This is a genomic window from Streptomyces sp. NBC_00045 (genome assembly GCF_045041095.1).
Classification (GTDB): domain Bacteria; phylum Actinomycetota; class Actinomycetes; order Streptomycetales; family Streptomycetaceae; genus Streptomyces.
The window spans coordinates 3985395-4011837 of the sequence record NZ_CP108271.1 but is presented as its reverse complement, the minus strand read 5'-3'; the positions used below and the strand labels follow the sequence as shown (position 1 = coordinate 4011837).

Below are 26443 nucleotides of genomic sequence, written 5' to 3'. Positions count from 1 at the left end.
CCGGCCAGGTGGGTTGCCCGAGCGGCCTAAGGGAACGGTCTTGAAAACCGTCGTGGCGCGAGTCACCGTGGGTTCAAATCCCACACCCACCGCAGGAGATCGGCCCCTGACCAGCCCATTTGGTCGGGGGCCGGTCGCATCTCGTGCATTGTGAGTGCCTGGTGTTCCCCGTGCTTCCCCGCTTGATCGGGCGCTAGGGGCACGGTCTTGGGCGGATGCCGGCCGGCCTAATCTGTTGCCGTGAAGCTCTTCGACGTTCCGTCTCTCTGGCACGTGCGCCTGACAGGCGGCGGGCTGGTTCACGTCTGGGCGGACGGCTACTCGATCGACGGGGGCTGCTATGTCTTCGACGTGCTTGCGACAGCGTCCCTGGAGTACCAGGCCGGAGTAGCGGTCACGGCCAAGACGCCTACCGATCCGGAGCGGGTCTGTGTCGCGGTCGCCCGTATTCCCGCCAGTGCCGTGGAAGAGCTGCACACTGCCGGCATCGGCCCTGAACGCTCCTGCGACTGCAGCGACGACTGACCGCTTCGCGGCGGCTCGGCCAGTCGAATGCCAGCGCTACCACCCCGAAGGGCCCCTGACCAGCGGAATCGGTCAGGGGCCGTTGTTCGCACGGCTCGGTTTGGAGCCGGCGTTGGGCCCATCGAGTGGTGTTTGTCGGAAGATCGGCGCGCGTGGTGGGGGTTCTGCGGTTGCAGTCACATCATGACGAATGTATGCAGATCGGCCCGTCGGAACATCGCGAAACGAAGGACCTCGTCATGGCTCACCGCATCACCGTCACGTCGCTCTGGACCGCAGTCGTCGCGGCCCTCGTGGCGCTCCTCGCCTCCCTCGGATTCGGTGCCAAGGCCGCCCCGGCCGCCGCCTCCGTCGTGCCCACCGCCCCTGCCGCCTCCCGTCGTGCGGCCGCCGCCGTGCGCCGGCCGGTCCGGCCGATGGGTCGGCGGAGTTGGCGGGCGATGATGCGGGGCGGATCGCTCCCGCCGACCATCAAGCAGCGGATCCGCGCCGAGGCGCACGGCAAGGCCCCGTCCGTCCGCCGCTCGACCACCGCCGCGTCCTTGGTCGGGAACGTCGCCGGAGCCGGCCGTGGTCGCCCTGGTCGCGTAGCCCCCGTACGGCCGAGGCGGGTCACGCACCTCGCCCGATCGCGGCAGGAAGCCGGGAGTGATAACGGCTCCGGTACCAACAGCAGTAACGGCAAGAGCATCAGTACCAGCTGTACCAGCGGCAGGCGCTTGAGCCCGGTCGGCAGTTTGCGACCGCGGATCGCGCCGGCGGTGTGCCCCCGGAGCGGGGCACTGTGGGAACACCCCGGTGGGCGCCGGGGGCGCGCAGGGGGCGTGAAGCTTGGCATTGCAGGGCCGCAGGCCCGGGAGACGGTGGGGTTCCCGGACGGCGCGGCCCTTATCGGCATGTTCGGCGCACATGAGTTTGAGGGAACGTTTCGCCTTATATCCGGCACTGGTTTCAACGGCCTCCGAGTCGCTGACCTGGGGTGTTGGGGCGCGGACGAGGTTTATCCGATGTTGCTCATGCTTGCGGGGGAATCGTGGAGTCCGGGGTGGTTCGCCGGGGATTCGGTGGGCAACTCTGGTGTCGCGACGTCGTCACCGCACGGAACGACCAAGGCGGTCGGCCAACTGCCTTGGGGCAAATTCCACTTCGCTTTTCCGGAGGATTCAGACATGGCAAGCATCCGTACCGCCCGCGTCATCGCCGCCGTCGCCGCTCTCCCCCTCGCCGCCGCCCTCTTCGGCGGTGTGGCCTCGGCCGACAACGGCTCCTTCGCGAACGACGGATCGAATGCGAGCGCGGCCAGCATCATCGGCAGTGGTGTCGGCGGGAGCAACAGCGGCAACTCGTCCACCTCCCAGCAGGTGGCCACCGGCTCCGGCGCGTCCAACCAGAGCAACGCCGCGCAGGTCAACGGGTCGGCGTTCACGGCGATCCATCAGGCCAACTCGAACCTCGCGGTCAACTTCCACCCCTGGTGGTAGCTGCCCCGAGTCCGCTGACTGCTGAGGGCGCCTGTGCCACCGGACCGGCTGGGGTCCGGTGGGGCGGGCGCCCCCGCGCGTCCGCGCACGGATCCGGACGCGGCGCGCCCGGGCCTTCCACCGGCTTCCCGACCTTGACATCGGCAGGGAATCTGACGGACAGTCAGGTTCATTCGATGATGTGATGCCGGGAGGCCAGCGCCGTGCACCTCGCCCCGACAGAAGGCCAGTTGCGGCTCCGCGCCGAACTGCGGGAGTACTTCCACGATCTGCTGCCGGACGGGCCCCCCGAGGACCCCGCCGCCCAGCGCGCACTGCTGCGCCGCATCGGCGCCGACGGACTGCTCGGCCTCGGCTGGCCCTCCCAGTACGGCGGCCGAGGACGCGGGCCCGACGAGCAGTTCGTGTTCTTCGACGAGGCGTACCGGGCCGGCGCCCCCGTCTCCATGGTCACCCTCAACACCGTCGGCCCCACCCTGATGAAATACGGGACCCAGGAGCAGAAGGACTACTTCCTGCCCCGGATCTTGAGCGGCGAGACCGTCTTCGCCATCGGCTACTCGGAGCCCGGGGCCGGTACGGACCTCGCCTCGCTGCGTACCCGCGCCGTACGCGACGGAGCGGACTGGGTCGTCGACGGCCAGAAGATCTTCACCTCCAACGCCCAGAACGCGGACTGGATCTGGCTCGCCTGCCGCACCGATCCCCATGCCCCCAAGCACAAGGGCATCTCGATCATCCTGGTGCCCACCGACGCCCCCGGCTTCGCGTGGACCCCGATCGACACGGTGGGCGGGCTCACGACCACGTCGACGTACTACGACGGAATCCGGGTGCCCGCCGGCAACCTCGTCGGCCCCGAGCACGGCGGCTGGGGGCTGATCACCAACCAGCTCAACCACGAGCGCGTCGCCCTCGCCGCCATCGGCATGCAGGCCGAGGACTTCTACGCAGCGGCGCTCCGCCATGCCAGGACCCTCGATCCGGTCACCGGAGAACGGCTCGCCGACCGGCCGTGGGTGCAGTCCCGGCTCGCCGAGGCGCACGCGCGGCTGGCCGCCGTACGCCTGCTGAACTGGCGCCTCGTCCAGGACGTGGGCGACGGCTCCCTGGCCCCCGGCGACGCCAGCGGCGTGAAGTTCCTCGGTACCGAGTCCACCGTCGAGGTGTACCGGATGTGCCAGGAAGTGGTGGGCGAGGAGGCCCTCGTACGGGGGCCCGCGGCCTTCGCCGGCGGGGAGCTGGAGCGGATGAACCGGGCCGCGCAGATCAACACCTTCGGCGGCGGGGTCAGCGAGGTCCAGCGGGAGATCGTCGCCATGATGCGGCTCGGCATGAAGGGGAGGAAGCGATGACCGCCACCGCGGACCGGGCAGCGGGCGCCGAGGAGGCCGCCCGGTTCCACACGCTGCTCAAGGCTTTCGAAGGGCGGCCCGCCGCCACCGCCGGCCAGGGCAAGGACCCCGTCAACCAGCCGATGATCCGCCACTGGTGCGAGGCCATGGGCGACACCAGCCCCACCTACGCAGGCCCGGACGCCATCGCCCCGCCCACCATGCTCCAGGCCTGGACGATGGGCGGGCTCTCCGGCCACGGCGACCGTTCCTCCGCCTACGACGAGCTCCTCGCCCTGCTCGACGACGCGGGCTGCACCTCCGTCGTGGCGACCGACTGCGAGCAGGAGTACCTGCGTCCGCTGCGCCCCGCTGACACGGTCACCTACGACGCCGTCATCGAGTCCGTGTCCCCGCGCAAGACGACCAAGCTGGGCACCGGCCACTTCGTGACCACCCGCATGGACGTCCGCGCGGACGGAGAACTCGCCGGGACCCACCGCTTCCGGATCCTCAAGTACGCGCCCGCCGCCCCCCGCGAGAACAAGCCCGCGGCCCGGCGTCCCCGACCGGTGGTCAACCGCGACAACCAGGGTTTCTGGGACGGGGTCGCGGACCACAAGCTGCTGATCCAGCGCTGCACCGCCTGCGCGACCCTCCGCTTCCCCTGGCTGCCCGGCTGCAACAGCTGCGCGAGCCTTGACTGGGACACCGTCGAGGCCTCCGGCGCCGGCACGGTGTTCAGCTACGTCGTCATGCACCATCCGCCGTTCCCCGCCTTCGACCCGCCGTACGCGGTCGCGCTCGTCGAGCTCGCCGAGGGCGTCCGGATGGTCAGCAACATCACCGGCGTCCCGTACGACGAGGTGCGCATCGGGCTGCCCGTGCAGCTGGAGTTCCTGAGGGTCGACGAGGAGCTGGAACTGCCGGTCTTCCGAGGGAGCGAGGACTGATGGACTTCCACCCCACCGAGGAGCAGGCCGCGGCGGCCGGACTCGCCGCCCGGATCTTCCGCGACCTCGCCACCCACGAGCGCCTCGCCGCGGCCGGCACCGGCAGCGACGCCGAGCTGTGGAAGGCACTCACCACTGCCGGACTGACCGCCGCCGTGGAGGACATAGGCCTGCTCGGCCTGGTGCTGCTGCTGGAGGAGCAGGGCCGCACCACCGCGCAGGTCCCGTACGCCGCCACCTGCGTGTACGGCATCCTGCCCGTCGCCGCGCACGGCAGCGCCGAGCAGCGCGCCCGGCTGCTGCCCGCCCTGGGCTCGGGCGAGGCCGTCGCCACCGGCGCGTTCCCGGCCCGCGGCCGCATCACCGCCTCGCCGGACGGGCGGCTGACCGGAACCGCCCCCGTCGTGCCCTGGTTGCGCGATGCCACGCACGTGCTGGTCCCGGACGCCGAGCGGGACCTGTGGCTCGTACGGACGGACGCGCCCGGCGTCGGGACGCCCGAGGTGGAGACCACCGCCCCCTGGTCGGCGGGGCGGCTCACCCTGGCCGGGGCGCAGGCGGAACGGCTCGGGGACGCCACGGCCCACGACGAGGTCCTGGCCACCGCCCGCACCGCCTTCGCCGGGCTCCAGGCGGGGGTCTGCGCGGGCTCCCTGGCCCGGGCGGTCGAGTACACCTCCACCCGCGAGCAGTTCGGGCGGCCGCTCTCCACGAACCAGGGGGTCATGCTGCGCGCGGCCGACGCCCACATGGACACCGAGGCGATCCGGGTCACCGCGTACGAGGCGGCCTGGCGGATCGACGAGGGTCTTCCGGCGCGCGAGCACGCCCTGACCGCGGCCTGGTGGGCCTCGGAGGCGGGCAAGCGCGTCGTGCACACGGGCCAGCACCTGCACGGCGGGATGGGCGCCGACCTGGACCATCCCGTCCACCGGCACTTCCTCTGGGGGCGCCAGCTGGACGCGTACCTGGGCTGCGGCAGCGAGCTGCTGGCCGAGCTGGGCGCGCTCCTGTCCGACCACGCCGCACCCGAGGGGGACGACGCATGAACGTCGGCGACACACTGGCGCCGCTGGAGATCCCGGTGACCCGGACGCTGATCGTCGCGGGCGCGATCGCCTCCCGCGACTACCAGGACGTGCACCACGACGCCTCGCTCGCGCGCGAGAAGGGCTCCCCGGACATCTTCATGAACATCCTGACCACCAACGGCCTGGTCGGGCGGTACATCACCGACCGCCTCGGGCCGGGCGCCGTGCTGCGCAAGGTGGCCATTCGCCTGGGCGCCCCCAACTACCCGGGCGACACGATGGTCCTGACCGGCACCGTGATCGCCGTCGACGGGGACCGGGTGGAGATCCGCGTCGTCGGCGCCAACGGCATCGGCCACCACGTCACCGGCACGGTCACCGCGGAGGTGGCGGCATGAGCGTCCTGCACCGCGACACGCTCGGCGGGCGAGCCGCCATCGCCGGGATCGGCGCGACCGAGTTCTCCAAGGACTCAGGCCGCAGCGAGCTGAGGCTCGCCGTCGAAGCCGTGCACGCCGCCCTCGACGACGCCGGGCTGAGCCCGGCCGACGTCGACGGCATGGTCACCTTCACCATGGACACCAGCCCCGAGATCACCGTGGCCCAGGCCGCAGGCATCGGGGACCTGTCCTTCTTCTCCCGCATCCACTACGGCGGCGGTGCGGCCTGCGCCACCGTCCAGCAGGCCGCCCTCGCCGTCGCCACCGGCGTCGCGGAGGTCGTGGTCTGCTACCGCGCCTTCAACGAGCGCTCCGGCCGGCGCTTCGGCTCCGGCGTGCAGCAGCGCGAACCTTCGGCGGAGGGCGCGGCGCTCGGCTGGTCGCTGCCCTGGGGGCTGCTCACCCCGGCCTCCTGGGTGGCCATGACCGCCCAGCGCTACCTGCACACCTACAACCTGACCCCCGAGGCGTTCGGCCACGTGGCGGTCACCGACCGCCGGCACGCCGCGAACAACCCCGCCGCGTACTTCCACGGCAAGCCCATCACCCTCGCCGACCACGCCGCCTCGCGCTGGATCGTCGAACCGCTGCGGCTGCTGGACTGCTGCCAGGAGACGGACGGCGGCCAGGCGGTCATCGTCACCAGCACCGAACGGGCCCGGGACCTGCGCCACGCGCCCGCCGTGATCACCGCGGCCGCGCAGGGCGCCGGCCGCCGCCAGGAGGGCATGACCTCCTTCTACCGAGACGACCTCACCGGGCTACCGGAGATGGACGTGGTCGCCCGGCAGCTGTGGCGGACCAGCGGACTGCGACCCTCGGACATCGACGTCGGCATCCTCTACGACCACTTCACCCCCTTCGTCCTGATGCAGCTGGAGGAGTTCGGCTTCTGCAAGCCCGGTGAGGCCGCCGACTTCGTCGCCGCTGATGCGTTGCCCCTCAACACCCACGGCGGCCAGCTCGGGGAGGCGTACCTGCACGGAATGAACGGCATCGCCGAGGCCGTCCGCCAGTTGCGGGGCACCTCCGTCAACCAGGTGGCCGGGGCGGCCCGCGCCCTGGTCACGGCCGGTACCGGGGTGCCGACCTCCGGACTGATCCTCGGCTCCGACGGCTGAGGCCGGCGACCCGGGGCCGTCCTGCGGTCCGCCCCGGGCTCCCCGGACACCGCGCCGCCTCCTCCACCTTCAGGAGGTGGGGTGGACCCCACCCCTACAACCTGAGATGGATCCAGCTTCGGCACTTGCGGCCGATCCCAGGCGCGGACCGCGCTTCTAGCGTGGAGCCATGACCACGCCTGTGTGCACGCTCGCCTCGAACCCGACGCCGTACCCGTCGTTCTCGGCGTACGTACGGACCCGCGGCACGGTCCTGATGCGCACCGCACGCTCGCTCACCGCCAACCCGTGCGATGCCGAGGACCTGCTCCAGACGGCGCTCGCCAAGACCTATGCCGCCTGGGACCGCATCGAGGACCACCGAGCCCTCGACGGGTACGTCCGGCGGGCCCTGGTCAACACCCGCACCTCCCAGTGGCGCAAGCGCAAGGTCGACGAGTTCGCGTGCGACGAACTCCCGGAGACCGAGGACGCGCCGGCATCCGACCCCGCCGAGGCGCAGGCGCTGCGCGACGCGATGTGGCGCGCGGTGACCCGGCTGCCCGACCGGCAGCGCGCGATGGTCGTCCTGCGGTACTACGAGGACCTGAGCGAGGCGCAGACCGCCGAGCTGCTCGGGGTCTCGATCGGCACGGTCAAGAGCGCCGTCTCGCGCGCGCTGGTCAAGCTGCGCGAGGACCCGGAGCTCACCCCGGTCCGCTGAAGGCGCCGACGTTTCACGTGAAACATCCCTACGGCCCCGGCCCTGTGCGCCATGCACCGCCGGCCCGTCCCCAGTCTGTGCACGATGCCACCGCACGTACCCGAACAGCGATTACTTGCCGTGTTTGTACCACCGGGTAGTGACATGCCGACCGGTATGCGCGCAGAATCGGCAGCATCCGTAGCCGCCGCAGCGCCGCAGCGCCCACCGGGAGGACGCTTTGCTGAGCACCATGCAGGACGTACCGCTCCTCGTCAGCCGCATACTTCAGCACGGTATGACGATCCACGGGAAATCCCAGGTCACGACCTGGACCGGGGAGGCCGAGCCGCACCGCCGCAGCTTCGCCGAGATCGGTACCCGAGCCACCCGCCTCGCCAACGCCCTGCGTGACGAGCTGGGCGTCCAGCAGGACGACAGGGTGGCCACCCTGATGTGGAACAACGCGGAGCACGTCGAGGCCTACTTCGCGATCCCTTCCATGGGCGCGGTCCTGCACACCCTCAACCTCCGCCTGCCTCCCGAGCAGCTGGTCTTCATCGTCAACCACGCGGTCGACCGGGTCGTGCTGGTCAACGGGAGCCTGCTGCCGCTGCTCGCACCGCTGCTGCCGTACCTGCCCACCGTCGAACACGTGGTGGTCACCGGTATCGGCGACCGTTCCGCACTCGACGGACTGGACGTACGCGTCCACGAGTACGAGGAGCTCCTGGAGGGCCGCTCCGACCGCTACGACTGGCCGGAGCTGGACGAACGCCGGGCCGCCGCCATGTGCTACACCTCCGGCACCACGGGCGACCCCAAGGGCGTCATCTACTCCCACCGCTCGATCTACCTGCACTCCATGCAGGTCAACATGGCCGAGTCGATGGGCCTGACCGACCGCGACACCAGCCTCATCGTCGTGCCGCAGTTCCACGTGAACGCGTGGGGCCTGCCCCACGCCACCTTCATGACCGGCATCAACATGCTGATGCCGGACCGGTTCCTCCAGCCCGCCCCGCTCGCCGAGATGATCGAGCGGGAGCAGCCCACGCACGCCGCGGCCGTCCCGACCATCTGGCAGGGGCTGCTCGCCGAGGTCACCGTCAACCCGCGCGACCTCACCTCCATGAAGCAGGTCACCATCGGCGGCGCGGCCTGTCCGCCTTCCCTGATGGCGGCCTACGACAAGCTCGGCGTCCGCCTCTGTCACGCCTGGGGCATGACCGAGACCTCCCCGCTGGGCACCATGGCGCACCCGCCGGCCGGCCTGAGCGCCGAGGAGGAGTGGCCGTACCGGGTCACCCAGGGCCGCTTCCCGGCGGGCGTCGAGCCGCGCCTGGTGGGTCCCGCGGGCGACGTCCTGCCCTGGGACGGCGAGTCGGCGGGCGAGCTGGAGGTCCGCGGCAACTGGATCGCGGGCGCCTACTACGGCGGCGCCTCCGGTGAACCGCTGCGCCCCGAGGACAAGTTCAGTGCGGACGGCTGGCTCAAGACCGGCGACGTCGGCGTGATCAGCCCCGACGGCTACCTCACGCTGACCGACCGCGCCAAGGACGTCATCAAGTCCGGCGGCGAGTGGATCTCCAGTGTGGAGCTGGAGAACGCGCTGATGGCGCACCCCGAGGTCGCGGAGGCGGCGGTCGTCGCCGTACCGGACGACAAGTGGGGCGAACGTCCGCTGGCGACCGTGGTCCTCAAGGACGGCGCGACCGTGGACTACGCGGGACTGCACGTCTTCCTCGGCCAGTCCATCGCCAAGTGGCAGCTGCCCGAGCGCTGGACGTTCGTCGTGGCCGTCCCCAAGACCAGCGTCGGCAAGTTCGACAAGAAGGTGATCCGCAAGCAGTACGCGGACGGCGAGCTGGTGGTCACCAGGCTCGGCTGACCCGCGGCCGGACCGACCGGGCCGGGGCGACCCGGCCGGTCCGGCGTGCCGGGGGGTACCTGCTCAGCCCTGGCCGGACTTCGTCAGCCAGGGCCGCAGCAGCCTGCTGACGGCGGGCATCGCCAGGTACGTCATCAGCGTGCTGAAGACGACGGCGAAAGCGGCCGTCCGCAGGACGAAGTGCAGGTTCACCAGGTACGGCCCGAGCACCGCGTTGCCGACGAGTGAGATCGGGAAGATGGCCAGCCCCGAGCTGACGGCCATCTTCCAGCGCGGCGGGGCGGGCCGGGTCGTACCCGGTTTCGCGAACCAGGTCTCCATGCCGTGCAGTTCGCGCCGGGCTATCTCGGTGTGGTGGTGCCCGAGGCAGTTGGAGAACCACTGGGCGCGCTCGGCGGAGTCCTGCCAGCGCTGGAAGGCCGCCTGGTCCCGGAAGCGGTGGACCAGGAACCACGGCCCGCCGTCCGTCGCCGGCCGGAACAGCCCGTACCCCAGATGCCCCGGGAACGTCGCGGCCGTCTCCAGGATGCCGTGGGCCCAGGCGTCGAACGCCTCCTCGTGGCCCGGCTCCACCTGCCGGGCGATGAGCAGGTTCACCTCCCCGTTGTCGGCGGGGACGGTCTGCTCACTCGCGTCGATGATGGCCATCGGGCCAGGATGGCTAGTTCGTACCGATCTTGGCCAGCAGGTCCACGATGCGACCCTGGACGTCCGCCGTGGTGGACCGCTCGGCGAGGAAGAGCACGCTCTCCCCCGAAGCCAGCCGCGGCAGTTCGGCCGGGTCGATGCCCGCGGTCGTGTAGACGACCAGCGGCGTCCGGTTCAGCTGCCCGTTGGCGCGCAACCAGTCCACGATCCCGGACCGCCGGCGCCGTACCTGCATCAGGTCCATGACCACCAGGTTGGGCCGCATCCGCGTGGCCAGCTCCACCGCGTCGGTGTCCGCGCCCGCCCGGGCGACCTGCAGGCCGCGCCGTTCCAGGGTGGCCGTCAGCGCCGTCGCGATCGCGTCGTTCTCCTCGATCAGCAGGACCCGGGAGGGGTGCTGCTCGCTGTCGCGCGGCGCGAGCGCCTTCAGCAGGACGGCCGGGTCGGCACCGTACGCCGCCTCGCGCGTGGCGTGCCCCAGCCCGGCCGTGACCAGTACGGGGACCTCGGCGGCCATCGCGGCCTGGCGCAGGGACTGCAAGGCGGTGCGGGTGATCGGCCCGGTCAGCGGGTCCACGAACAGCGCGGCGGGGAACGCGGCGATCTGCGCGTCCACTTCCTCGCGGGAGTGCACGATCACCGGACGGTAGCCGCGGTCGCTGAGCGCCTGCTGCGTCTGCACATCGGGTGCCGGCCACACCAGGAGGCGGCGCGGGTTGTCCAGCGGCTCCGGAGGCAGCTCGTCGTCCACGGGCCGTGGTACGGGCCGGTTGACGACCTCGACGGCGCCGCCGGGACCGTCCAGCGGCTCGGGGCCCTCGTCGGCACCGGCCTCGGGGGCTCCTATCGCGAACGCCCGGCCCTGGGGCGCGGGCTCGGCGAGCCGGCGCCGGCGGCCGGATCCGCCCGTGCCTCCCGCGCCATTGGTGCTCGTGGAGTCGACCGAGATGCCCTGGCCGAGGGTGCCGAGGGCGCGCACGCTGAACGGCTGGGGCGCGGTTGCCGCGGGGGTGTCCTGCGGCTGCCGGGTTCCGGGCACGGCCGCCTGGCCGGCGGCCTCTTCGTCCTCGGGAGCGGTCCGGGCCGCCGGGACCGGCCAGGCCGGAGCGGCGGGCAGTGCACGCCGCCGACCGGTCGGCGGTACGGGCTCCTCCGCGCCGGCGGCCGGCTGCGCGGCGGCAGCTTCGGGTGTTGCGGGGGCTGCGGCAGCTGCGGGCTCGGCACCGGGCGCACTCAGGACCCGGCGACCGCGCCGCCCGGCCGGGGTGTCGCCCGCGGCCTCGTCGGGGCCCTGCGCGGCGCCCGCGGCCGGAGCCGGTCCCTGGGCCGGTGCGGGAGCCGCTGCCGGGGTCGGGCCGGCGGGCAGCGCGAAGCCGCCCTGCGGTGCGATGGGCCGTGCGGGGGCCTGCGCGGGGGCCGGAGTCGGGCCGAGGCCCGTCGCGGGCACCGGGCCGGCGGGCTGCGGAGCGGCAGCCGGACCCAGCGCGCGCCGTCGCCCGGCGGGATGCTCGGTCACCGGGACGGGCGGCATGGCCGGCGCCGGCGGTACGGGCGCCGCAGAGCCCGGCGGCACAACGGGGCCGGGCGCCGGCTGCGGTGCCGGCGGCAGCGCGGGCACGGCGGTGCCCTGCGGGGGCACGGGCCTGCCCGGACCGCCCTGAGCGTCCTCGCTGCCGGTTCCGCTTCCGTCGCCGTCCCGGCCGCGTCGGCGTCCGGTACCCAGGCCCGCCGGGTTCACCGGGGACTGTGCGAGCTCGGGTGCAGCGGCGGGGGCATCCGCGCCGGCCTCGCCCGCCCGGCGCCGCCCGGACGGCAGCGCCAGCGCGCTCCCGCCCCCTGCGGCACCGTTCGCCTTCGCCTCTTCGGCCACGTCTTCCAGGAAGGCGTCCACCCCGCGCCGGCCCCGCCGCCCGGCGGGGCCCTTGCCCGAGCCTTCGGCGGCCGACGACTCCTTCGCAGGTTCCGGTTCCGGTTCCGGTTCGGGCAGCGTCACCGTTCCGGCCCCGGCGCCCAGCGGCAGTTCGAGTACGTACGCACCGCCGGGCGCGCCCGGCACCTCCACCGTCTGCAGCACGCCACCGTGCGCGGCCACCACGCCGCGCACGATCGGCTCGTGCACCGGGTTGCCGCCCTCGTACGGCCCCCGCACCTCGATCCGTACGACCTTGCCGCGCTGCGCGGCGGCCACGACGATCGTCGAGTCGCTGTACCCGCTGCCCTGCCGGGTCTTGCCGGTGGCGTCCACTCCGGCGACGTCCGCGACCAGGTGGGCGAGGGCGCCGGCGATCCGGTCGGCGTCCACCTCGGCCTCGATGGTCGGCGCGTGGACGGCGAACTGCACGCGGCCCGGGCCGATCAGCTCGACCGCGCCGTCGATGCCGGCCGCGACGACCCCGTCGATCAGGACCTTCTTCTTCTTGAGCTTCTCGGTGCCCGCGTCGAGCCGCTGGAAGCCGAGCACGTTGTCGACCAGTGCGGTCATCCGGGAGTACCCGGCGGCCAGATGGTGCAGCAGCTGGTTGGCCTCGGGCCACAGCTGTCCCGCGTCGTCGGCGGCCAGCGTGGCCAGCTCCCCGCGCAGCTCCTCCAGCGGACCGCGCAGGGACTCGCCGAGGACGGCCAGCAGCTGGGCGTGGCGTGCGGCCAGGGCGTCGTAGGGCCGCCGGTCGGTGAAGGTCATCACGGCGCCGACGAGCAGCTCCCCGTCCCGTACGGGCGAGGTGGTCAGGTCGACGGAGACGGGCTGTCCGGCCTTGTTCCACAGCACCTGGCTGCGCACCCGGTGCTTGCGGCCGCTGCGCAGGGTGTCGGCGAGCGGGGACTCCTCGAAGGGGAACGGCGAGCCGTCGGCGCGCGAGTGCTGGATCAGGCCGTGCAGCTCGCGGTTGCCGAGGTCGGTGGCGCGGTACCCGAGGATCTGTGCGGCGGCCGGATTGACGAGGACGACCCGTCCGTCGGTGTCCGTGCCGACGACGCCCTCGGCGGCGGCCCGCAGGATCATCTCGGTCTGCCGCTGCGAGCGGGCCAGCTCGGCCTCGGTGTCCACGGTCTCGGACAGGTCGCGCACGACGAGCATCAGCAGCTCGTCGCCCGTGTAGGGCTGCGGCTCGCGGTAGGCGTCGCGGCCGTCGAGGTGGGCGGCGGTGACCTCGACGGGGAACTCGGTGCCGTCGGTGCGGCGCGCGACCATCCGCTTGGGCTTGGCCCGGCCGCCCTCGTCCTCGCCGGGCCGGCGCATGGAGCCGGGGATCAGCTTGGAGTCGAACTCGGGAAGGAGGTCCAGCACGCCGCGGCCGACGAGCCCGGTGCCGGGGCTCTCCATGACCTCAAGGGCGATCGAATTGGCGTTGACGACCGTGCCGTTGCCGTTGACGAGCAACAGCGCGTCCGGAAGGGCATCGAGTATTGCTGCGAGGCGAGCAGCGCCTCGGGATGGCCTGCTGCTCACGACGAGCTTCCTCCCTGACCACGACTACCGGCATGTCACGGGAGGAGTCTAAGGGCACGGCTCCGGCCCGAGGTGGCGGATGTTCGGCGGATGCCGTGCATCCTTCGTATCCTCCCAGGTCAGGAGCGCCCAGCCGGAAGCACAGGTTCCAGGTTGTTCCATCGGACGATCTCGCATCCGTTGGTCCGCCGGAACGTCGCGTCCACCTTGTGGCCTTGCCACGTTCCGGTGATGTGTGCGGTGGCCGGTCCGCCGTCCTGCAGGGTGCAGATCTGCCGCTCGGACGCGGGGGCGAAGGGGTTCCGGCCCTGCTTCGCGAAGCCGTCGAGGCGGGCGCAGGCCCGCTCGGCCTCGGGGTGGTTCCCGCCGACGGGGTCGCACTCCAGCAGGTACTCGCCGTCGGCCCGCGGGTTGCCGGTGGCGGACACGGCGATGGTGAGGCGGTCGGGGACCGCCAGCAGCCGGCCCAGCGGCGGCAGCGGGGGCAGCGGCCCGGCGGCCGTGACCGCCGAGGCGGCCAGGGCGGAGGTGACGGCGAAGGCGGCGAGACGCAGCATGGGGCACTCCAGGTCGTCCGTACGTCGTACGGATGACCAACGACGTGCGCCCGCCGACGTTGCGTACGGGGCCGGGTGCGTGCATGCGTACGGGCGGCGCGTGCCGGGGGCTTAAGGCTTTGCTCTTGTGGCAGCTGTCCTTGTACCGTGGGAGCGGATTGGTGAGCGGCCCTGTGGCTGTGTCATCATCTGCACGCACCCTCGTACGCGGGGGTGTGCTGGAGGCGTCGCCTAGTCCGGTCTATGGCGCCGCACTGCTAATGCGGTTTGGGGCTTACACCCCATCGAGGGTTCAAATCCCTCCGCCTCCGCACTTGCCGAAGCCCCGGTCCTCATGGACCGGGGCTTCCGTGCGTTCCGGGGCTGGCTCTGCTCTCCGGTCGAGGGGTCAGCTCCGCCGGCTTCCGGCCACGGCCGCCGCCGTTCCCACCTCTCCCCGACATCCGTGCGAACCCATCCGGATGATCTCCGTCCAGGGCGTTTCCGCAGGTCAGGCCGGGTTTGGGTAATGGATTTCGCGTCCCGGCGAGGTCCATGTATTGTTGTTCTCGCAAGGCCAACGGGGCGCAAAACCCCGAGAAGCCCAAGCACTCGTAGCTTAACGGATAGAGCATCTGACTACGGATCAGAAGGTTGCAGGTTCGAATCCTGCCGAGTGCACAGCGAGCCAGAGGCCCTCAGGAGAAATCCTGAGGGCCTCTGGTGTTTCCCGGACACAGTGGAGGAAACGCGCATGACCGTGCACACCGCGACGCCGTTCGACGGAGCACCCGTCGCGCCCGAGCGGGTCTGGTACGCCTCTTACGGCTCCAACATGCACATGGACCGTCTTGCCGCGTACCTCGTGGGCGGAACGCTCCCGGGGGCGACGCGGACGTACCCGGGCTGCAGGGACCGGCGGGCGCCCGAGCGGTCCCTCGCGGTGGAGTTGGCCGGCCGCCTCTACTTCGCCACCGAATCCCCCGTGTGGACGGGCGGACGCGCGTTCTACGACCCGACCGCGCCGGGCCGCACGCGCGGCCGCGCGCACCTGGTCACCATCGGCCAGCTCTCCGACATCGCCGCACAAGAGATGTACGAGGAGCCCGGGACGGACCTCGACCTGACGGTGGTCCTCCGGGAGGGCCGCCACGAGGTCGGGCCGGGACGGTACGAGACCTTGATCTGCCCCGGCGCGATCGAGGGCGTCCCCGTGCTGACGTTCACGGCGCCCTGGACGCTCCGTGACGTGGACACGACCGTGCCGTCCGCGGCGTACCTGCGTCACTTGGCGGGCGGCCTCCTGGAATCGGGCTCGTGGGAGGAGCGGCACATCGCGGACTACCTGGCCGCGAGCCCGGGTGCGGCCGGGAGCTGGACGGCCCGTCAGGTGCTGCGACTGCTGACCGCCGACGTCCGCCCCTGAGGTCCGTGTCCTCCTTGGTGGGGAGGGGGACCCCGGGGTCGTCCGGGTCGGGGATCGGTCCCGTGGGGGACGACCGTGCGACGGGGGCCGGGCTACGGTCCTGGAGACGGTCCGCAACGGTTCGGGCCGCGAGAGAGGGGGACTCCCGTGGGACTGTTCGGGAACGCGCACACGGTCGATCCGGTGTCGGCGCAGCGGGACTACGCGCGGCTGCTGGGGCAGGGGGAGCAGGTGCACGCCGCGTACCTGTTGATCCGGGACACGATCCTGTTCACCGACCGGCGCCTCGTGCTGGTCGACAAGCAGGGGCTCACCGGCAAGAAGGTGGAGTACCACTCCATCCCGTACCGGAGCATCACGCACTTCTCCGTGGAGACCGCCGGCCACTTCGACCTCGACGCCGAGCTCAAGATCTGGCTCTCCGGCAGCGCGGCGCCGATAGAGAAGACGTTCACCAAGGGCGTGGACATCTACGAGGTCCAGGCGATCCTCACGCAGTTCGTCGCGCGTTAGCCCCGTCGGACGCGCGGGAGGCCCGTCACCGAGAGGACCAGGGAGTAGAGGGAGGTGGTGGCGGTGATGAAGAGGCGGTTGTTCTTCGCGCCGCCGAAGGCGATGTTCGAGACGGGTTCGGGGACGCGGATGCGGCCGATCAGGGTTCCGTCCGGGGCGTAGCAGTGCACGCCGTTCTCCATCGCCGCCGCCCATAGCCGGCCTTCGTCGTCGAAGCGGATGTTGTCCACCCCGGGGCACTGCGTGAAGACGCGGTCGTCCGTCAGCGTGCCGTCCGCGCCGACCTTGAACGCGCGGATGTGGCCCGCCCGCGTGTCCGCCGCGTACAGCTCGCTCTCGTCGGGGGAGAAGACGACGCCGTTCGGGCCGAGGAACCCGGCCGCGGCGAGGCGGACCTCGCCGGTCGCCGGGTCGGCGCGGTAGAGGTTGCACGCGCCGATCTCGCCCGGTGCGCGGCGGCCCTCGTAGTCGCTGGTGATGCCGAAGTCCGGGTCGGAGAACCAGATCGAGCCGTCCGAGTGCACCACCGCGTCGTTCGGGCTGTTGAGCCGCCTGCCGTCGAAGCGGTCGGCGATGACCGTGAGGGTGCCGTCCGGTTCGGTGCGGGTGACGCGCCGGTGGCCCTGCTCGCAGGTGATCAGGCGGCCTTCGCGGTCCATGGTGTTGCCGTTCGGGTGGCCGGCCGGGGAGCGGAGGACCGAGACGGCGCCGGTCGCCTCGTCCCAGCGCAGCATCCGGTCGTTCGGGATGTCGCTCCAGACGAGCTGCCGCCACGCCGGCAGGTACAGCGGGCCCTCTGCCCAGCGGCAGTCGTCGTAGAGACGTTCGAGCCGCATGTCGCCGTTGGTGCAGCGGCCGGTGCGGAATCGTTCGTCCAGGATCTCGTACAGATTGGGATCGGCTATGGATGACATTCTTCCCCCCATGTAGTCGCTCACCGAATGGGATTCGGTCTAGTGATGAGATTGCAGGATCCTGTACCGTCAGCGCAAGGGATTCCAGGGGATGTGGGAGGAAGATCGCGTGGACGACATCGACCGGGCGCTCGTCCTGCGCTTGCAGCAGGACGCGGGCCAGTCGTACGCCGCTCTCGGCGCCGCCGTCGGGCTCTCGGCGGGAGCCACCCACGAGCGGGTGCGCAAGCTGCGCGAGCGCGGGGTCATCCGGCGCACGACGGTCGAGGTGGATCCCGCGGCCGTCGGGAGCGGGGTGCTCGCGTACGTGATGGTCGACTCCAACGCCTGGATGGGGGACTCCAAGGCGGCCTTCGAGGCGATCGCCGAGATCCAGGAAGCGCACATCATCGCGGGCAGCGCCTCCGCCCTGGTGAAGGTGCGCACGGCATCGACCGAACAGCTCCAGGACGTCCTGCGCCGCCTCTACGCCATCGACGGCGTCAGCGGTACGCACGCCACCGTCGTGCTGGACACGTTCTTCGAGCGGCCGCTCCCGCTGTGACCTGGCGGTGCACCGGCATCCGGTGGAGCGGCGGCCGCCCCGCCGTCGGGTGGTGCGCCGAAGGCCGCGGCGAGCGCAGCAGCCCCCTCGCGTACGGGCAGCAGCTGGCCTTCGCGGCCCGGGGGGAGCGGCACTGCCTCGGGGTGTGGCGGGCGGGGAAGAGGACGCCGTGTCCCACGGCCGCCACCGTGCCCGGCCGGGCCGGGAACGCCCAGTGCCCCGAATGCGCCCGCCTGGACCGGTCGTTCTCGGTGGCCGCCGACACCAACGCCGCCGATCCGCGCACCTATCGCGTCTACCTGGCTTGGTTCGGGCCCGGCATGGTCAAGGTCGGCATCACGGCCGAGGAGCGCGGGCCGGCCCGGCTGCTGGAGCAGGGGGCGGTGACCTGGACCTGGCTGGGGCGGGGGCCGCTGATGGCCACCCGCCGTACCGAGGAGCTGCTGCGGGCCGCCCTGGGGGTGCCGGACCGGATCGCGTACGCCCGCAAGCGCGCGGTACGGGGTCGGCTGCCGGCGGCGGCCGACCGGGCCGGGGAGGTCGCCGAGCTGCACGCCCGGGCCGCGGCCCTGCCGGGCTGGCCGGAGTCGCTGGAGCGGCTGGTGTGTGAAATCGCCGATCACGCCGCGCCGTTCGGGCTGGACGGGCTGCCGGCTCCCGCGCGGGTGATCACCGAGATGGTCCCCGGCGGGGCCGTCGTGGGTCGGCTGGTCGGCGCGGCCGGTCCCGACCTGCACTTCGCCGACGGCCTCGTGGTGGACACCCGGCTGCTCGCCGGCTGGGAGCTCGTCGCCCCCGCCGCGGACGGCGCGAGCTCGGTGCCCGTCACCGAGCTGGCGCCGCCCGCCGCCCCCCGCGAGCAGGACGGGCTGTTCTGACCCCTGACCCTCCAAGGTCAAAACTTGGATCCCTTTGGGCTCCCGGACCTCTTTCCGGTGGACACGCCGGGGGCCGCCACGGAGGGTGGTGGGCATGAGCATCCAGCCCGTACCTGCCTTCGAACCGCCGTACGTGATGGCGGTCTTCAGCAATGTCCGCACTCCTGACGACACCGGGTACCCGGAGACCCTCGACCGGATGAAGGAGATCGTGAACACGAATCCGGGCTTCCTCGGTTACGAGTCCGCCCGCACTCCCGGCGGTCTCGGCATCACCGTCGCCTACTTCCGCGACCACGAATCCCTCGCCCTGTGGCGGCAGGACCTGGAGCACCAGGCGGCCATGAAGCAGGGTCGCGCCGACTGGTACGAGAGCTACACCCTGCACGTCGCGACCGTCGAGCGGAGCCACGGCTTTGCCCGCAACGGCTGAGGCGGTCCGCGCTTTCCGGGAGCGGCTCGGACTGCCCGGACTGGTCGACGTCCACACGCACTTCATGCCCGAGCGGGTCCTGGAGAAGGTGTGGGACTACTTCGACGCGGTCGGACCGCTCACCGGCGTCGAGTGGCCCATCACCTACCGGCACGAGGAGGAGCAGCGGGTCGCGCTGCTCCGGGAGTTCGGGGTCCGGGCGTTCACCTCCATGCTCTACCCGCACAAGCCGGCTATGGCCGCCTGGCTCAACTCCTGGTCCGCCGACTTCGCGGCCCGGACCCCCGACTGCCTGCACACGGCGACGTTCTTCCCCGAGGAGGGCGCCCCGGCCTACGTCCGGCAGGCCGTCGAGGCCGGCGCCCGGGTCTTCAAGGCGCACCTCCAGGTCGGCGGGTACGACCCGAACGACGACCGGCTCGATGCCGTCTGGGGGCTGCTCGCGGAGGCGGACATCCCGACCGTGATCCACTGCGGGTCGGGGCCGGTCCCGGCCAAGCACACCGGACCGGAGCCGATCGCCCGGCTGCTGGCCCGCCATCCCCGGCTGCCCCTGATCGTCGCGCACATGGGCATGCCCGAGTACGCCGACTTCCTGGACCTCGCCGACCGGTACGCCGCGGTGCGCCTCGATACGACCATGGCCTTCACCGACTTCTCCGAGCGGCTGAGCGGCTTCCCGCCAGGTGAGCTCGGGCGGCTCGCGGACCTCGGTGACCGGATCTTGTTCGGCACGGACTTCCCGAACATCCCCTACCCCTACGAGCACCAGCTGGAAGCCCTGGAGCGGCTCGGCCTCGGTGACGACTGGCTGCGCGCGGTCTGCCACGACAACGGCGCCCGGCTGTTCCGCCTGGTCTGAGTGGCTCGCCCGGGATGACGCGGGAAACGCAGTTCTCAGGAAATTCACAGGTAGGGACAAGAACGCTCTCAGAGGCCGCGGTCAGCGTGGTCGCATGACTGCGACGACCACCTCCCATGCGTCCACGTCCACCAGCAACCCCGCGGCCCTCGTCCGGCCCGACGGAGGCCCCTGCCGGGTGCTCGTCGTCGACGACGAGGCCTCGCTCTCCGAGCTGCTGTCCATGGCCCTGCGCTACGAGGGCTGCGAGGTCCGCAGTGCGGGCGACGGGGCCGGCGCGGTGCGGGCTGCACGCGAATTCCGGCCCGACGTCGTGGTCCTCGACGTCATGCTGCCCGACATGGACGGACTGGCCGTCCTGGGACAGCTGCGCCGGGAGATCCCGCAGCTCCCCGTGTTGTTCCTGACCGCCAGGGACTCCGTCGAAGACCGCATCGCGGGCCTGACGGCAGGCGGCGACGACTACGTCACCAAGCCCTTCAGCCTGGAAGAGGTCGTGGCCCGGCTGCGCGGCCTGGTCCGCCGCTCGGGTGCGGCGCAGGCCGCGCGCGGGGGCTCCGTCCTGGCCGTCGGTGATCTGCGGCTCGACGAGGACAGCCACGAGGTGTCCCGCGGAGGCCGGGAGATCCACCTCACCGCCACGGAGTTCGAGCTGCTGCGCTACCTGATGCGCAACCCGCGGCGCGTGCTGAGCAAGGCGCAGATCCTGGACCGGGTGTGGTCGTACGACTTCGGCGGCCAGGCCAACGTCGTCGAGCTGTACATCTCCTACCTGCGGCGCAAGCTGGAGAGCGGCCCCGGTCTGCCGTCGATGATCCACACCCGGCGCGGCGCCGGCTACCTGATCAAGCCGGCCGAGTAGTGGCACTCCGCCTGCCGCGGCGGGCCGCACACCCGCGCACCGCCCGGCGCCGCCTCCTGCCCCGGCGGCCGCGCCCCTGGTCCCTGCGGGCCCGGCTCGTCGTCTCGGCGGTGGCGCTGATCGCCGTCGTGGGCGCCGCGATCGGCGTCGTCACCACCCTGTCGCTGCGCCAGTACCTGGTCGAAAAGGTCGACCAGCAGCTACGCATCGCCGTGGACATGGCCACGCCCCGGAACCCTTCGCCGGCGAAGGCCGGGCGCGACGGCCTCTGGTTCGTCAGCGCCCCGGGCACCCCGTTGGGCGCCGTGGGGATCCGGTCCGAGCCGGGCGGCACGACCGAGGGCGCCCGGCTCGCCGCCATCGGCGGGCCCGGCCTGGAGACCCGCCAGCCGCTCACCCCGGCCCAGTCCCGCCCGCTGGAGAAGGTCGCCGCCAAGGCCGCCGCCGACCGCGGCCGGCCCGCACCCGTGGACGTGGACCTGCCGGGCCTCGGCAGTTACCGGGTACAGGCCTCCCCCGAAGGGAACCTGGCCCTGGCCTACCCGCTCGCCGAGGTCGACTCCACCGTGCAGACGCTGATCGCCGTCGAGGTCTTCGTCACCCTCGCCGGACTGATCGCGGCCTCCCTCGCAGGGCAGGCCCTGGTCGCAGTCGCCCTGCGCCCGCTGCGCCGGGTGGCCGCCACCGCCACCCGCGTCTCCGAACTCCCCCTGCACAGCGGCGAACCCGCCCTCCACGAGCGGGTCCCGGACGCCGAGGCCGATCCCCGGACCGAGGTGGGACAGGTCGGCGCCGCCCTCAACCGGATGCTGGGACACGTCTCCTCCGCCCTCACCGCCCGCCAGCAGAGCGAGATGCGGGTCCGGCAGTTCGTCGCCGACGCCAGCCACGAGCTGCGCACCCCCCTCGCCTCCATCCGCGGGTACGCCGAACTCACCCGTCGGGGCCGGGAGGAGCCCGGCCCCGACACCCGTCACGCCCTCGGCCGCATCGAGTCCGAGGCGACCCGGATGACCGGCCTCGTCGAGGACCTGCTGCTGCTCGCCCGGCTCGATGCCGGCCGCCCGTTGAGTGCGACGGACACCGACCTCGCCCCGCTCGTCGTCGACGCCGTCAGCGACGCCCGGGCCGCCGGACCCGAGCACCACTGGCGCCTTGAGCTGCCCGAGGAGCCCGCGCCGATCCATGCCGACCCGGCCCGGATCCAGCAGGTCCTGGTCAACCTGCTCGCCAACGCCCGTACGCACACTCCGTCCGGCACCACCGTCACCGCCCATGTTTCACGTGAAACACGGGCCGTCCGGCTGCGGATCGAGGACGACGGCCCCGGCATCCCGCCCGCTCTGCTCCCGCACGTCTTCGAACGGTTCGCGCGCGGCGATGCCTCGCGCTCCCGGGCTGCGGGCTCCACCGGCCTGGGGCTCGCCATCGTCGCGGCCGTCGTGACGGCGCACGGCGGACAGGTGGACGTATGGAGCGAGCCCGGGTGGACCCGCTTCGAGGTCCTGCTCCCGCTCGCCCCGGACCAGCCGACGACCCGGATCGCAGCTGACTCACGGGCCGACGCACGGACCGGACCACGGGCCGGCTCACGGGCCGACGCGCGGAGGGACTCACAGACGGGGCACAGGCTCACCACACAGCGGTGACAGCCCAACCGGAGAGGGTCGGTATATGCCAACCGACACCTCCTCCGGCGCCCTTCCGGCACGGGCGCACCTCGCTCCCGTGCCCGGCGAGCCCGTACTCGACGTGGTGATCCCGGTCTTCAACGAGGAGAAGGACCTCGGCCCGTGCGTGCGCCGGCTCCACGACCACCTCACCCGCACGTTCCCGTACCCCTTCCGCATCACGATCGCCGACAACGCGAGCACCGACCGCACCCCCGAGGTCGCGGCCGCCCTCGCCACCACCGTCGACGGCGTACGCAGCACCCGGCTGGAGGAGAAGGGCCGCGGCCGCGCCCTGCGCACCGTCTGGTCCCGCTCCGAGGCACCCGTCCTCGCCTACATGGACGTGGACCTGTCCACGGACCTCAACGCGCTGCTGCCGCTGGTCGCCCCGCTCATCTCCGGGCACTCCGACCTCGCCATCGGCACCCGCCTCGCCCGCTCCTCGCGGGTGGTGCGCGGCGCCAAGCGGGAGTTCGTCTCCCGGGCCTACAACCTGCTCCTGCGCTCCTCCCTCGCCGCCCGGTTCAGCGATGCCCAGTGCGGGTTCAAGGCCATCCGCCGGGAGGTCGCTGAGCGGCTGCTGCCGCTGGTGGAGGACTCGGGCTGGTTCTTCGACACCGAGATGCTCGTGCTCGCCGAGCGGGCCGGGCTGCGCATCCACGAGGTGCCCGTGGACTGGGTCGACGACCCGGATTCCACCGTCCACATCGTCGGCACCGCCACCGAGGACCTCAAGGGGATGTGGCGGGTGGGCCGGGCCCTGGCCGTCGGCGCACTGCCGCTCGACCGGCTCGCCCGACCCTTCGGCGACGACCCGCGCGACCGCAGCGCCCTGCCCGGCGTGCCGCGCGGCCTGGCCCGCCAGCTCCTGGGCTTCTGCGTGATCGGCGTGCTGTCCACGCTCGCCTACCTCGCCCTGTACTCCTTCCTCCGGCTCGGCGCCGGACCCCAGCTCGCCAACGCCGGCGCCCTGCTGGTCTCAGCCGTCGCCAACACGGCCGCCAACCGCCGGCTCACCTTCGGCGTCCGCGGCCGCGAGAGGGCCGTCCGCCACCAGGCCCAGGGCCTCGTCGTGTTCGGCGTCGGACTGGCCCTGACCAGCGGATCGCTGGCCGCCCTCGGCGCCGCCACACCCCATCCCGCCCACAGCACCGAACTGGCCGTACTGATCACGGCCAACCTCGCCGCAACCGTGCTGAGGTTCCTGCTCTTCCGCGCCTGGGTCTTCCCCGAGCGGCGCGCCACTCCCGCGAAGGACGACACCCGATGACCACGGCCGTACCACCCATGGACTCCCCGTTCCCGGAACGGGCCCCGGCCGCCCCGACCGCGCCCGGTGCACCGCCCGCCACGGCGAGCGCCGCCGCCGCGGGGCGTCCCCGCTGGGAGCGGCCCGCGTACGTGGCGCTCCTGCTGGCCACCGCCGTACTGCTGCTGTGGAACCTGGGCGCCTCCGGTTACGCCAACTCCTTCTACTCCGCCGCCGTCCAGGCGGGCAGCGAGAGCTGGAAGGCCTTCTTCTTCGGCTCCTCCGACGCCGGGAACTCCATCACCGTCGACAAGCCGCCGGCCGCCCTGTGGCCCATGGCCCTGTCCGTCCGGCTGTTCGGGCTCGGCAGCTGGCAGATCCTCGTCCCCCAGGCCCTCATGGGCGTCGGCACCACCGCCGTGCTCTACGCCGCCGTACGCCGCCACTTCGGGCCCGCGGCCGCACTGCTCAGCGGCACCGTCTTCGCGCTCACCCCGGTGGCCGCGCTGATGTTCCGCTTCAATAACCCGGACGCGCTGCTCACGCTGCTGCTGACCGTCACCGTCTACTGCGTGCTGCGCGCCCTCGACGGCGCCCGCACCAAGTGGCTCGTCTGGGCGGGTGTCGCGGTCGGCTTCGCCTTCCTGACCAAGACCCTCCAGGCCTTCGTCATCCTGCCGCCGCTCGCCGTCGTGTACGCCGTCTGCGCGCCCACCCGGCTGCGCCGCCGGCTCGGCCAGCTGTTGCTCGCCGGAGCCGCCATGGTGGTGGCCGGCGGCTGGTGGGTGGCCATCGTGGAACTGTGGCCCGCGTCTTCCCGCCCGTACATCGGCGGCTCGCAGACCAACTCCTTCCTGGAACTGACCCTCGGTTACAACGGGCTCGGTCGGATCAACGGCAACGAGACCGGCAGCGTCGGGGGCGGCTCCCGCCCCGGTGGCGGCGGCCCCGGCTGGGGAGAGACCGGCATCGACCGGCTCTTCTCGGCCAACACCGGCGGGCAGATCTCCTGGCTGCTCCCGGCGGCCCTCGTCATGCTCGTCACCGGACTGGTCGTCACCTGGCGGGCCCGCCGGGCCACCGACTCCCTGGAGGGCATGGCCCGGGCCGCCTTCCTGGTGTGGGGCGGCGCCCTGCTGATCACCGCGCTCGTCTTCAGCTACATGCAGGGCATCTTCCACGAGTACTACACCGTGGCGTTGGCGCCGTACGTGGCCGCGCTCGTCGGCATGGGCGTGGCCCTGCTGTGGGAGGAGCGGGGCGGCAAGGCCGCCGCGCTCACCCTGTCCGGCACGCTCGCCCTGACCGCGTGGTGGTCCTACGTCCTGCTCGGCCGCTCCTCCGGATACCTGCCGTGGCTGCGCTGGACGGTCCTCGTCGCCGGCCTGGCCGCGGCGGCCGGACTGCTGTTCGGTGCCCGCCTCGGCCGCCGGTCCGCGCTGGGGGCGGCGGCGCTGGGGCTGGCCGCGGCGCTGGCCGGACCCCTCGCGTACTGCCTGACCACGGTCGACTCCGCGCGCAGCGGGTCGATCGTGACGGCCGGGCCTGCGGTCTCGGGCGGCCGCGGCGGCATGGGCATGCGGATGTTCGGCGGCGGGGAACTCCCGCCCGGTGCGGTCCCGCAGGGCATGCCGCAGCAGGGCGCCCCGCAGCAGGGGCAGCAGGGCGGGCCCCAGGGCGGCGGTCCGCAGGGCGGGCGCCGGCAGTTCCCCGGCGGCCAGGGAGGCCAGGGATTCCCGGGCGGGCGCAACGGCGGCGGCACTGCGCGCGGCGGTGGGCAGAACTCCGCGGGCGGCGGCCCCGGCGGCCTGCTGGGCGGCACGAAGGTCGGTACGGAGGCCACGGCCGCCCTGCGCAAGGACGCGGGCGAGTACACGTGGGCGGCGGCCGCCGTCGGCGCGCAGAACGCGGCGAGCTACCAGCTGGCCTCCGGCGAGCCGGTGATGCCGATCGGCGGGTTCAACGGGAGCGACCCCTCCCCGACCCTCGCCCGGTTCCAGGAGTACGTCCGCACCGGGAAGATCCACTACTTCATCGGGGAGGGCGACCGCTCCGGAGGCGAGGGACAGGCCGCGCGCGGCGGCCCCGGCGGCGGCCCCGGCGGCGGCCCCGGCGGCGGCACCAGCAGCGCCATCGCGAGCTGGGTCAAGGCCAACTACCGGTCCGTCACGGTCGGCGGAGCCACCTTCTACGACCTGACCGTCCCCCTGAACGGCACGTCCGCCCCGTCCTGAACCTGCCGAAACGCGAGGGGCACCCTCTAGCATCAAGTGGGCGGACCGGGCATTCCGGGCTGATCCAGCTGTTGCGAGGAGGGTGCCTCCATGGTGACCGCGGCCGATTCGGGCAAGACCCGGACCAGCGTGTGGCTGGCCCCCGGGCACGGCGCCCCCGCCAGACGCCGCAGCGAGGCGCCCTCAGGCCTCGACCGGGACCGGATCACCGGGGCCACCGTTCGACTGCTCGACGCCGAGGGGCTGGCCCGGTTCTCGATGCGGCGGCTCGCGGCCGGGCTCGGCGTCACCGCGATGTCCCTGTACTGGTACGTCGACACCAAGCACGATCTGCTCGAACTCGCCCTGGACCGGGCCCTGGGCGAGCTACCGCTCCCCCGGAGCACCACGGCCGGGCCGGCCCAGGAGGGCTGGCCCGGCCGTCTGCGTTCGCTGGCCGGCGGCTACCGGCGGCTGCTGGCGGCGCACCCCTGGGTGGCGCCGCTGACCGCCGCGTACCCGAACATCGGGCCGCACGCCCGGGCCTTCGACTCCGCCCTGCAGCGGGTGCTCGATGCCACCGGTCTCGCGGGCGGCTGCCGGACCGGCGCACACCTGGCCGTGTCGCAGTTCCTGCACGGCTGCGGGGGCACCGCGCGGCGGGCGCCCGCCGGGGACTTCGCGCTCGCGCTCGACGTCCTGATCGCGGGGATCGAGGCGCAGGCCGCCGCCCGGCCGGGCGCGGGCGTGGGCTCGGGGGCGTGAGAAGACCCCCGCCGGGGTTCC

At 72.7% G+C, this 26443-nt stretch carries 24 protein-coding genes, 3 tRNA genes and 1 pseudogene; 24 read left to right on the top strand and 4 right to left on the bottom strand.

Going from position 1 to position 26443, the window contains the following annotated elements; translation table 11 throughout:
* The first annotated feature begins 7 nt into the window (after window positions 1-7).
* From OHA65_RS18780 to OHA65_RS18730, 11 genes and pseudogenes are all read left to right on the top strand, one after another.
* Window positions 8-92: transfer RNA gene (locus OHA65_RS18780), tRNA-Ser, on the top strand.
* Between the two features lie 148 nt (window positions 93-240).
* The gene (locus tag OHA65_RS18775; RefSeq protein ID WP_327284242.1) at window positions 241-525 is read left to right on the top strand and encodes a hypothetical protein; all 285 of its coding nucleotides are present in this window, start codon (window positions 241-243) and stop codon (window positions 523-525) included.
* Between the two features lie 194 nt (window positions 526-719).
* Window positions 720-1025, top strand: a pseudogene (locus OHA65_RS18770) (hypothetical protein); the annotation flags it as partial.
* Between the two features lie 669 nt (window positions 1026-1694).
* Window positions 1695-2006: a hypothetical protein gene (locus tag OHA65_RS18765; RefSeq protein WP_327284240.1), complete on the top strand. Its 312-nt coding sequence runs from the start codon at window positions 1695-1697 to the stop codon at window positions 2004-2006.
* Between the two features lie 203 nt (window positions 2007-2209).
* Window positions 2210-3361: an acyl-CoA dehydrogenase family protein gene (locus OHA65_RS18760; RefSeq protein ID WP_371644104.1), complete on the top strand. Its 1152-nt coding sequence runs from the start codon at window positions 2210-2212 to the stop codon at window positions 3359-3361.
* Complete coding sequence (locus OHA65_RS18755; protein ID WP_371644102.1) at window positions 3358-4293, top strand: bifunctional MaoC family dehydratase N-terminal/OB-fold nucleic acid binding domain-containing protein; 936 nt, start codon at window positions 3358-3360, stop codon at window positions 4291-4293. Before OHA65_RS18760 ends, OHA65_RS18755 begins: the two co-directional genes overlap by 4 nt.
* Entirely contained in the window at window positions 4293-5342 is a 1050-nt protein-coding gene (locus OHA65_RS18750) for an acyl-CoA dehydrogenase family protein (RefSeq protein WP_327284237.1), read from the top strand. Before OHA65_RS18755 ends, OHA65_RS18750 begins: the two co-directional genes overlap by 1 nt.
* On the top strand, window positions 5339-5722 hold the full coding sequence (locus OHA65_RS18745; protein ID WP_327284236.1) for a MaoC family dehydratase: 384 nt from the start codon (window positions 5339-5341) through the stop codon (window positions 5720-5722). The genes OHA65_RS18750 and OHA65_RS18745 overlap by 4 nt, the downstream gene beginning before the upstream one ends.
* Window positions 5719-6885: a lipid-transfer protein gene (locus OHA65_RS18740; protein ID WP_371644099.1), complete on the top strand. Its 1167-nt coding sequence runs from the start codon at window positions 5719-5721 to the stop codon at window positions 6883-6885. The genes OHA65_RS18745 and OHA65_RS18740 overlap by 4 nt, the downstream gene beginning before the upstream one ends.
* Before the next feature lie 169 nt (window positions 6886-7054).
* The gene (locus OHA65_RS18735; RefSeq protein ID WP_327284234.1) at window positions 7055-7588 is read left to right on the top strand and encodes a SigE family RNA polymerase sigma factor; all 534 of its coding nucleotides are present in this window, start codon (window positions 7055-7057) and stop codon (window positions 7586-7588) included.
* Window positions 7589-7808: 220 nt separating this feature from the next.
* On the top strand, window positions 7809-9458 hold the full coding sequence (locus OHA65_RS18730; protein ID WP_405762166.1) for a long-chain fatty acid--CoA ligase: 1650 nt from the start codon (window positions 7809-7811) through the stop codon (window positions 9456-9458).
* A gap of 63 nt (window positions 9459-9521) precedes the next feature.
* Here OHA65_RS18730 and OHA65_RS18725 read toward each other — a convergent pair whose 3' ends face one another.
* The 3 genes from OHA65_RS18725 to OHA65_RS18715 form a co-directional block, all read right to left on the bottom strand.
* Window positions 9522-10106: an antibiotic biosynthesis monooxygenase gene (locus OHA65_RS18725; RefSeq protein WP_328763191.1), complete on the bottom strand. Its 585-nt coding sequence runs from the start codon at window positions 10104-10106 to the stop codon at window positions 9522-9524.
* A gap of 13 nt (window positions 10107-10119) precedes the next feature.
* On the bottom strand, window positions 10120-13554 hold the full coding sequence (locus tag OHA65_RS18720; protein ID WP_405762164.1) for a PAS domain-containing protein: 3435 nt from the start codon (window positions 13552-13554) through the stop codon (window positions 10120-10122).
* A gap of 119 nt (window positions 13555-13673) precedes the next feature.
* A complete protein-coding gene (locus tag OHA65_RS18715) occupies window positions 13674-14111 on the bottom strand; it encodes an SSI family serine proteinase inhibitor (protein ID WP_327284230.1) in 438 nt (145 codons plus the stop codon).
* A gap of 220 nt (window positions 14112-14331) precedes the next feature.
* On the opposite strand from OHA65_RS18715, the gene OHA65_RS18710 reads away from it, so the two are divergent.
* From OHA65_RS18710 to OHA65_RS18695, 4 genes are all read left to right on the top strand, one after another.
* A tRNA-Ser gene (locus tag OHA65_RS18710) sits at window positions 14332-14422 on the top strand.
* A 276-nt stretch (window positions 14423-14698) separates the two neighbouring features.
* A tRNA-Arg gene (locus OHA65_RS18705) sits at window positions 14699-14771 on the top strand.
* Window positions 14772-14844: 73 nt separating this feature from the next.
* A complete protein-coding gene (locus OHA65_RS18700) occupies window positions 14845-15516 on the top strand; it encodes a histone deacetylase (protein ID WP_327284229.1) in 672 nt (223 codons plus the stop codon).
* A 147-nt stretch (window positions 15517-15663) separates the two neighbouring features.
* Window positions 15664-16029 carry a PH domain-containing protein gene (locus OHA65_RS18695; RefSeq protein ID WP_030160265.1) on the top strand — a complete coding sequence of 122 codons (366 nt, stop codon included), beginning with the start codon at window positions 15664-15666 and terminating at the stop codon, window positions 16027-16029.
* Here the strand turns inward: OHA65_RS18695 and OHA65_RS18690 are convergent.
* Window positions 16026-16943, bottom strand: a complete 918-nt coding sequence (locus tag OHA65_RS18690; RefSeq protein WP_329313958.1) for an SMP-30/gluconolactonase/LRE family protein — start codon at window positions 16941-16943, stop codon at window positions 16026-16028. The two genes, OHA65_RS18695 and OHA65_RS18690, sit on opposite strands and share 4 nt — an antisense overlap.
* Before the next feature lie 109 nt (window positions 16944-17052).
* Here OHA65_RS18690 and OHA65_RS18685 point away from each other — a divergent pair, with 109 nt between their 5' ends.
* From OHA65_RS18685 to OHA65_RS18645, 9 genes are all read left to right on the top strand, one after another.
* Window positions 17053-17487: an Lrp/AsnC family transcriptional regulator gene (locus tag OHA65_RS18685; protein WP_327284227.1), complete on the top strand. Its 435-nt coding sequence runs from the start codon at window positions 17053-17055 to the stop codon at window positions 17485-17487.
* Window positions 17484-18365 carry a DUF2797 domain-containing protein gene (locus OHA65_RS18680; RefSeq protein ID WP_328763188.1) on the top strand — a complete coding sequence of 294 codons (882 nt, stop codon included), beginning with the start codon at window positions 17484-17486 and terminating at the stop codon, window positions 18363-18365. The genes OHA65_RS18685 and OHA65_RS18680 overlap by 4 nt, the downstream gene beginning before the upstream one ends.
* A gap of 94 nt (window positions 18366-18459) precedes the next feature.
* Complete coding sequence (locus OHA65_RS18675) at window positions 18460-18798, top strand: antibiotic biosynthesis monooxygenase (protein WP_327284225.1); 339 nt, start codon at window positions 18460-18462, stop codon at window positions 18796-18798.
* Window positions 18782-19660 carry an amidohydrolase family protein gene (locus OHA65_RS18670; RefSeq protein WP_327284224.1) on the top strand — a complete coding sequence of 293 codons (879 nt, stop codon included), beginning with the start codon at window positions 18782-18784 and terminating at the stop codon, window positions 19658-19660. Before OHA65_RS18675 ends, OHA65_RS18670 begins: the two co-directional genes overlap by 17 nt.
* Window positions 19661-19754: 94 nt before the next feature.
* Complete coding sequence (locus OHA65_RS18665) at window positions 19755-20522, top strand: response regulator transcription factor (RefSeq protein ID WP_327284223.1); 768 nt, start codon at window positions 19755-19757, stop codon at window positions 20520-20522.
* 56 nt (window positions 20523-20578) lie between these two features.
* Window positions 20579-22171 (top strand): HAMP domain-containing sensor histidine kinase, encoded by a 1593-nt coding sequence (locus OHA65_RS18660; RefSeq protein ID WP_328765212.1) that lies wholly within the window; start codon window positions 20579-20581, stop codon window positions 22169-22171.
* A 25-nt stretch (window positions 22172-22196) separates the two neighbouring features.
* Entirely contained in the window at window positions 22197-23465 is a 1269-nt protein-coding gene (locus OHA65_RS18655) for a bifunctional glycosyltransferase family 2/GtrA family protein (protein ID WP_327284222.1), read from the top strand.
* Window positions 23462-25678, top strand: coding sequence for an ArnT family glycosyltransferase (locus tag OHA65_RS18650; RefSeq protein WP_405756366.1), 2217 nt, complete (start codon window positions 23462-23464; stop codon window positions 25676-25678). Before OHA65_RS18655 ends, OHA65_RS18650 begins: the two co-directional genes overlap by 4 nt.
* 90 nt (window positions 25679-25768) lie before the next feature.
* Window positions 25769-26422 (top strand): TetR family transcriptional regulator, encoded by a 654-nt coding sequence (locus OHA65_RS18645; RefSeq protein ID WP_327284220.1) that lies wholly within the window; start codon window positions 25769-25771, stop codon window positions 26420-26422.
* Window positions 26423-26443 lie beyond the last annotated feature (21 nt).

Coding starts and splice junctions, on each gene's coding strand:
- OHA65_RS18765 (WP_327284240.1), top strand. CDS start 1,695: ATGGCAAGCATCCGTACCGCCCGCGTCATCGCCGCCGTCGCCGCTCTC.
- OHA65_RS18650 (WP_405756366.1), top strand. CDS start 23,462: ATGACCACGGCCGTACCACCCATGGACTCCCCGTTCCCGGAACGGGCC.
- OHA65_RS18755 (WP_371644102.1), top strand. CDS start 3,358: ATGACCGCCACCGCGGACCGGGCAGCGGGCGCCGAGGAGGCCGCCCGG.
- OHA65_RS18750 (WP_327284237.1), top strand. CDS start 4,293: ATGGACTTCCACCCCACCGAGGAGCAGGCCGCGGCGGCCGGACTCGCC.
- OHA65_RS18675 (WP_327284225.1), top strand. CDS start 18,460: ATGAGCATCCAGCCCGTACCTGCCTTCGAACCGCCGTACGTGATGGCG.
- OHA65_RS18690 (WP_329313958.1), bottom strand. CDS start 16,943: ATGTCATCCATAGCCGATCCCAATCTGTACGAGATCCTGGACGAACGA.
- OHA65_RS18725 (WP_328763191.1), bottom strand. CDS start 10,106: ATGGCCATCATCGACGCGAGTGAGCAGACCGTCCCCGCCGACAACGGG.
- OHA65_RS18740 (WP_371644099.1), top strand. CDS start 5,719: ATGAGCGTCCTGCACCGCGACACGCTCGGCGGGCGAGCCGCCATCGCC.
- OHA65_RS18655 (WP_327284222.1), top strand. CDS start 22,197: ATGCCAACCGACACCTCCTCCGGCGCCCTTCCGGCACGGGCGCACCTC.
- OHA65_RS18700 (WP_327284229.1), top strand. CDS start 14,845: ATGACCGTGCACACCGCGACGCCGTTCGACGGAGCACCCGTCGCGCCC.
- OHA65_RS18745 (WP_327284236.1), top strand. CDS start 5,339: ATGAACGTCGGCGACACACTGGCGCCGCTGGAGATCCCGGTGACCCGG.
- OHA65_RS18645 (WP_327284220.1), top strand. CDS start 25,769: ATGGTGACCGCGGCCGATTCGGGCAAGACCCGGACCAGCGTGTGGCTG.
- OHA65_RS18665 (WP_327284223.1), top strand. CDS start 19,755: ATGACTGCGACGACCACCTCCCATGCGTCCACGTCCACCAGCAACCCC.
- OHA65_RS18735 (WP_327284234.1), top strand. CDS start 7,055: ATGACCACGCCTGTGTGCACGCTCGCCTCGAACCCGACGCCGTACCCG.
- OHA65_RS18715 (WP_327284230.1), bottom strand. CDS start 14,111: ATGCTGCGTCTCGCCGCCTTCGCCGTCACCTCCGCCCTGGCCGCCTCG.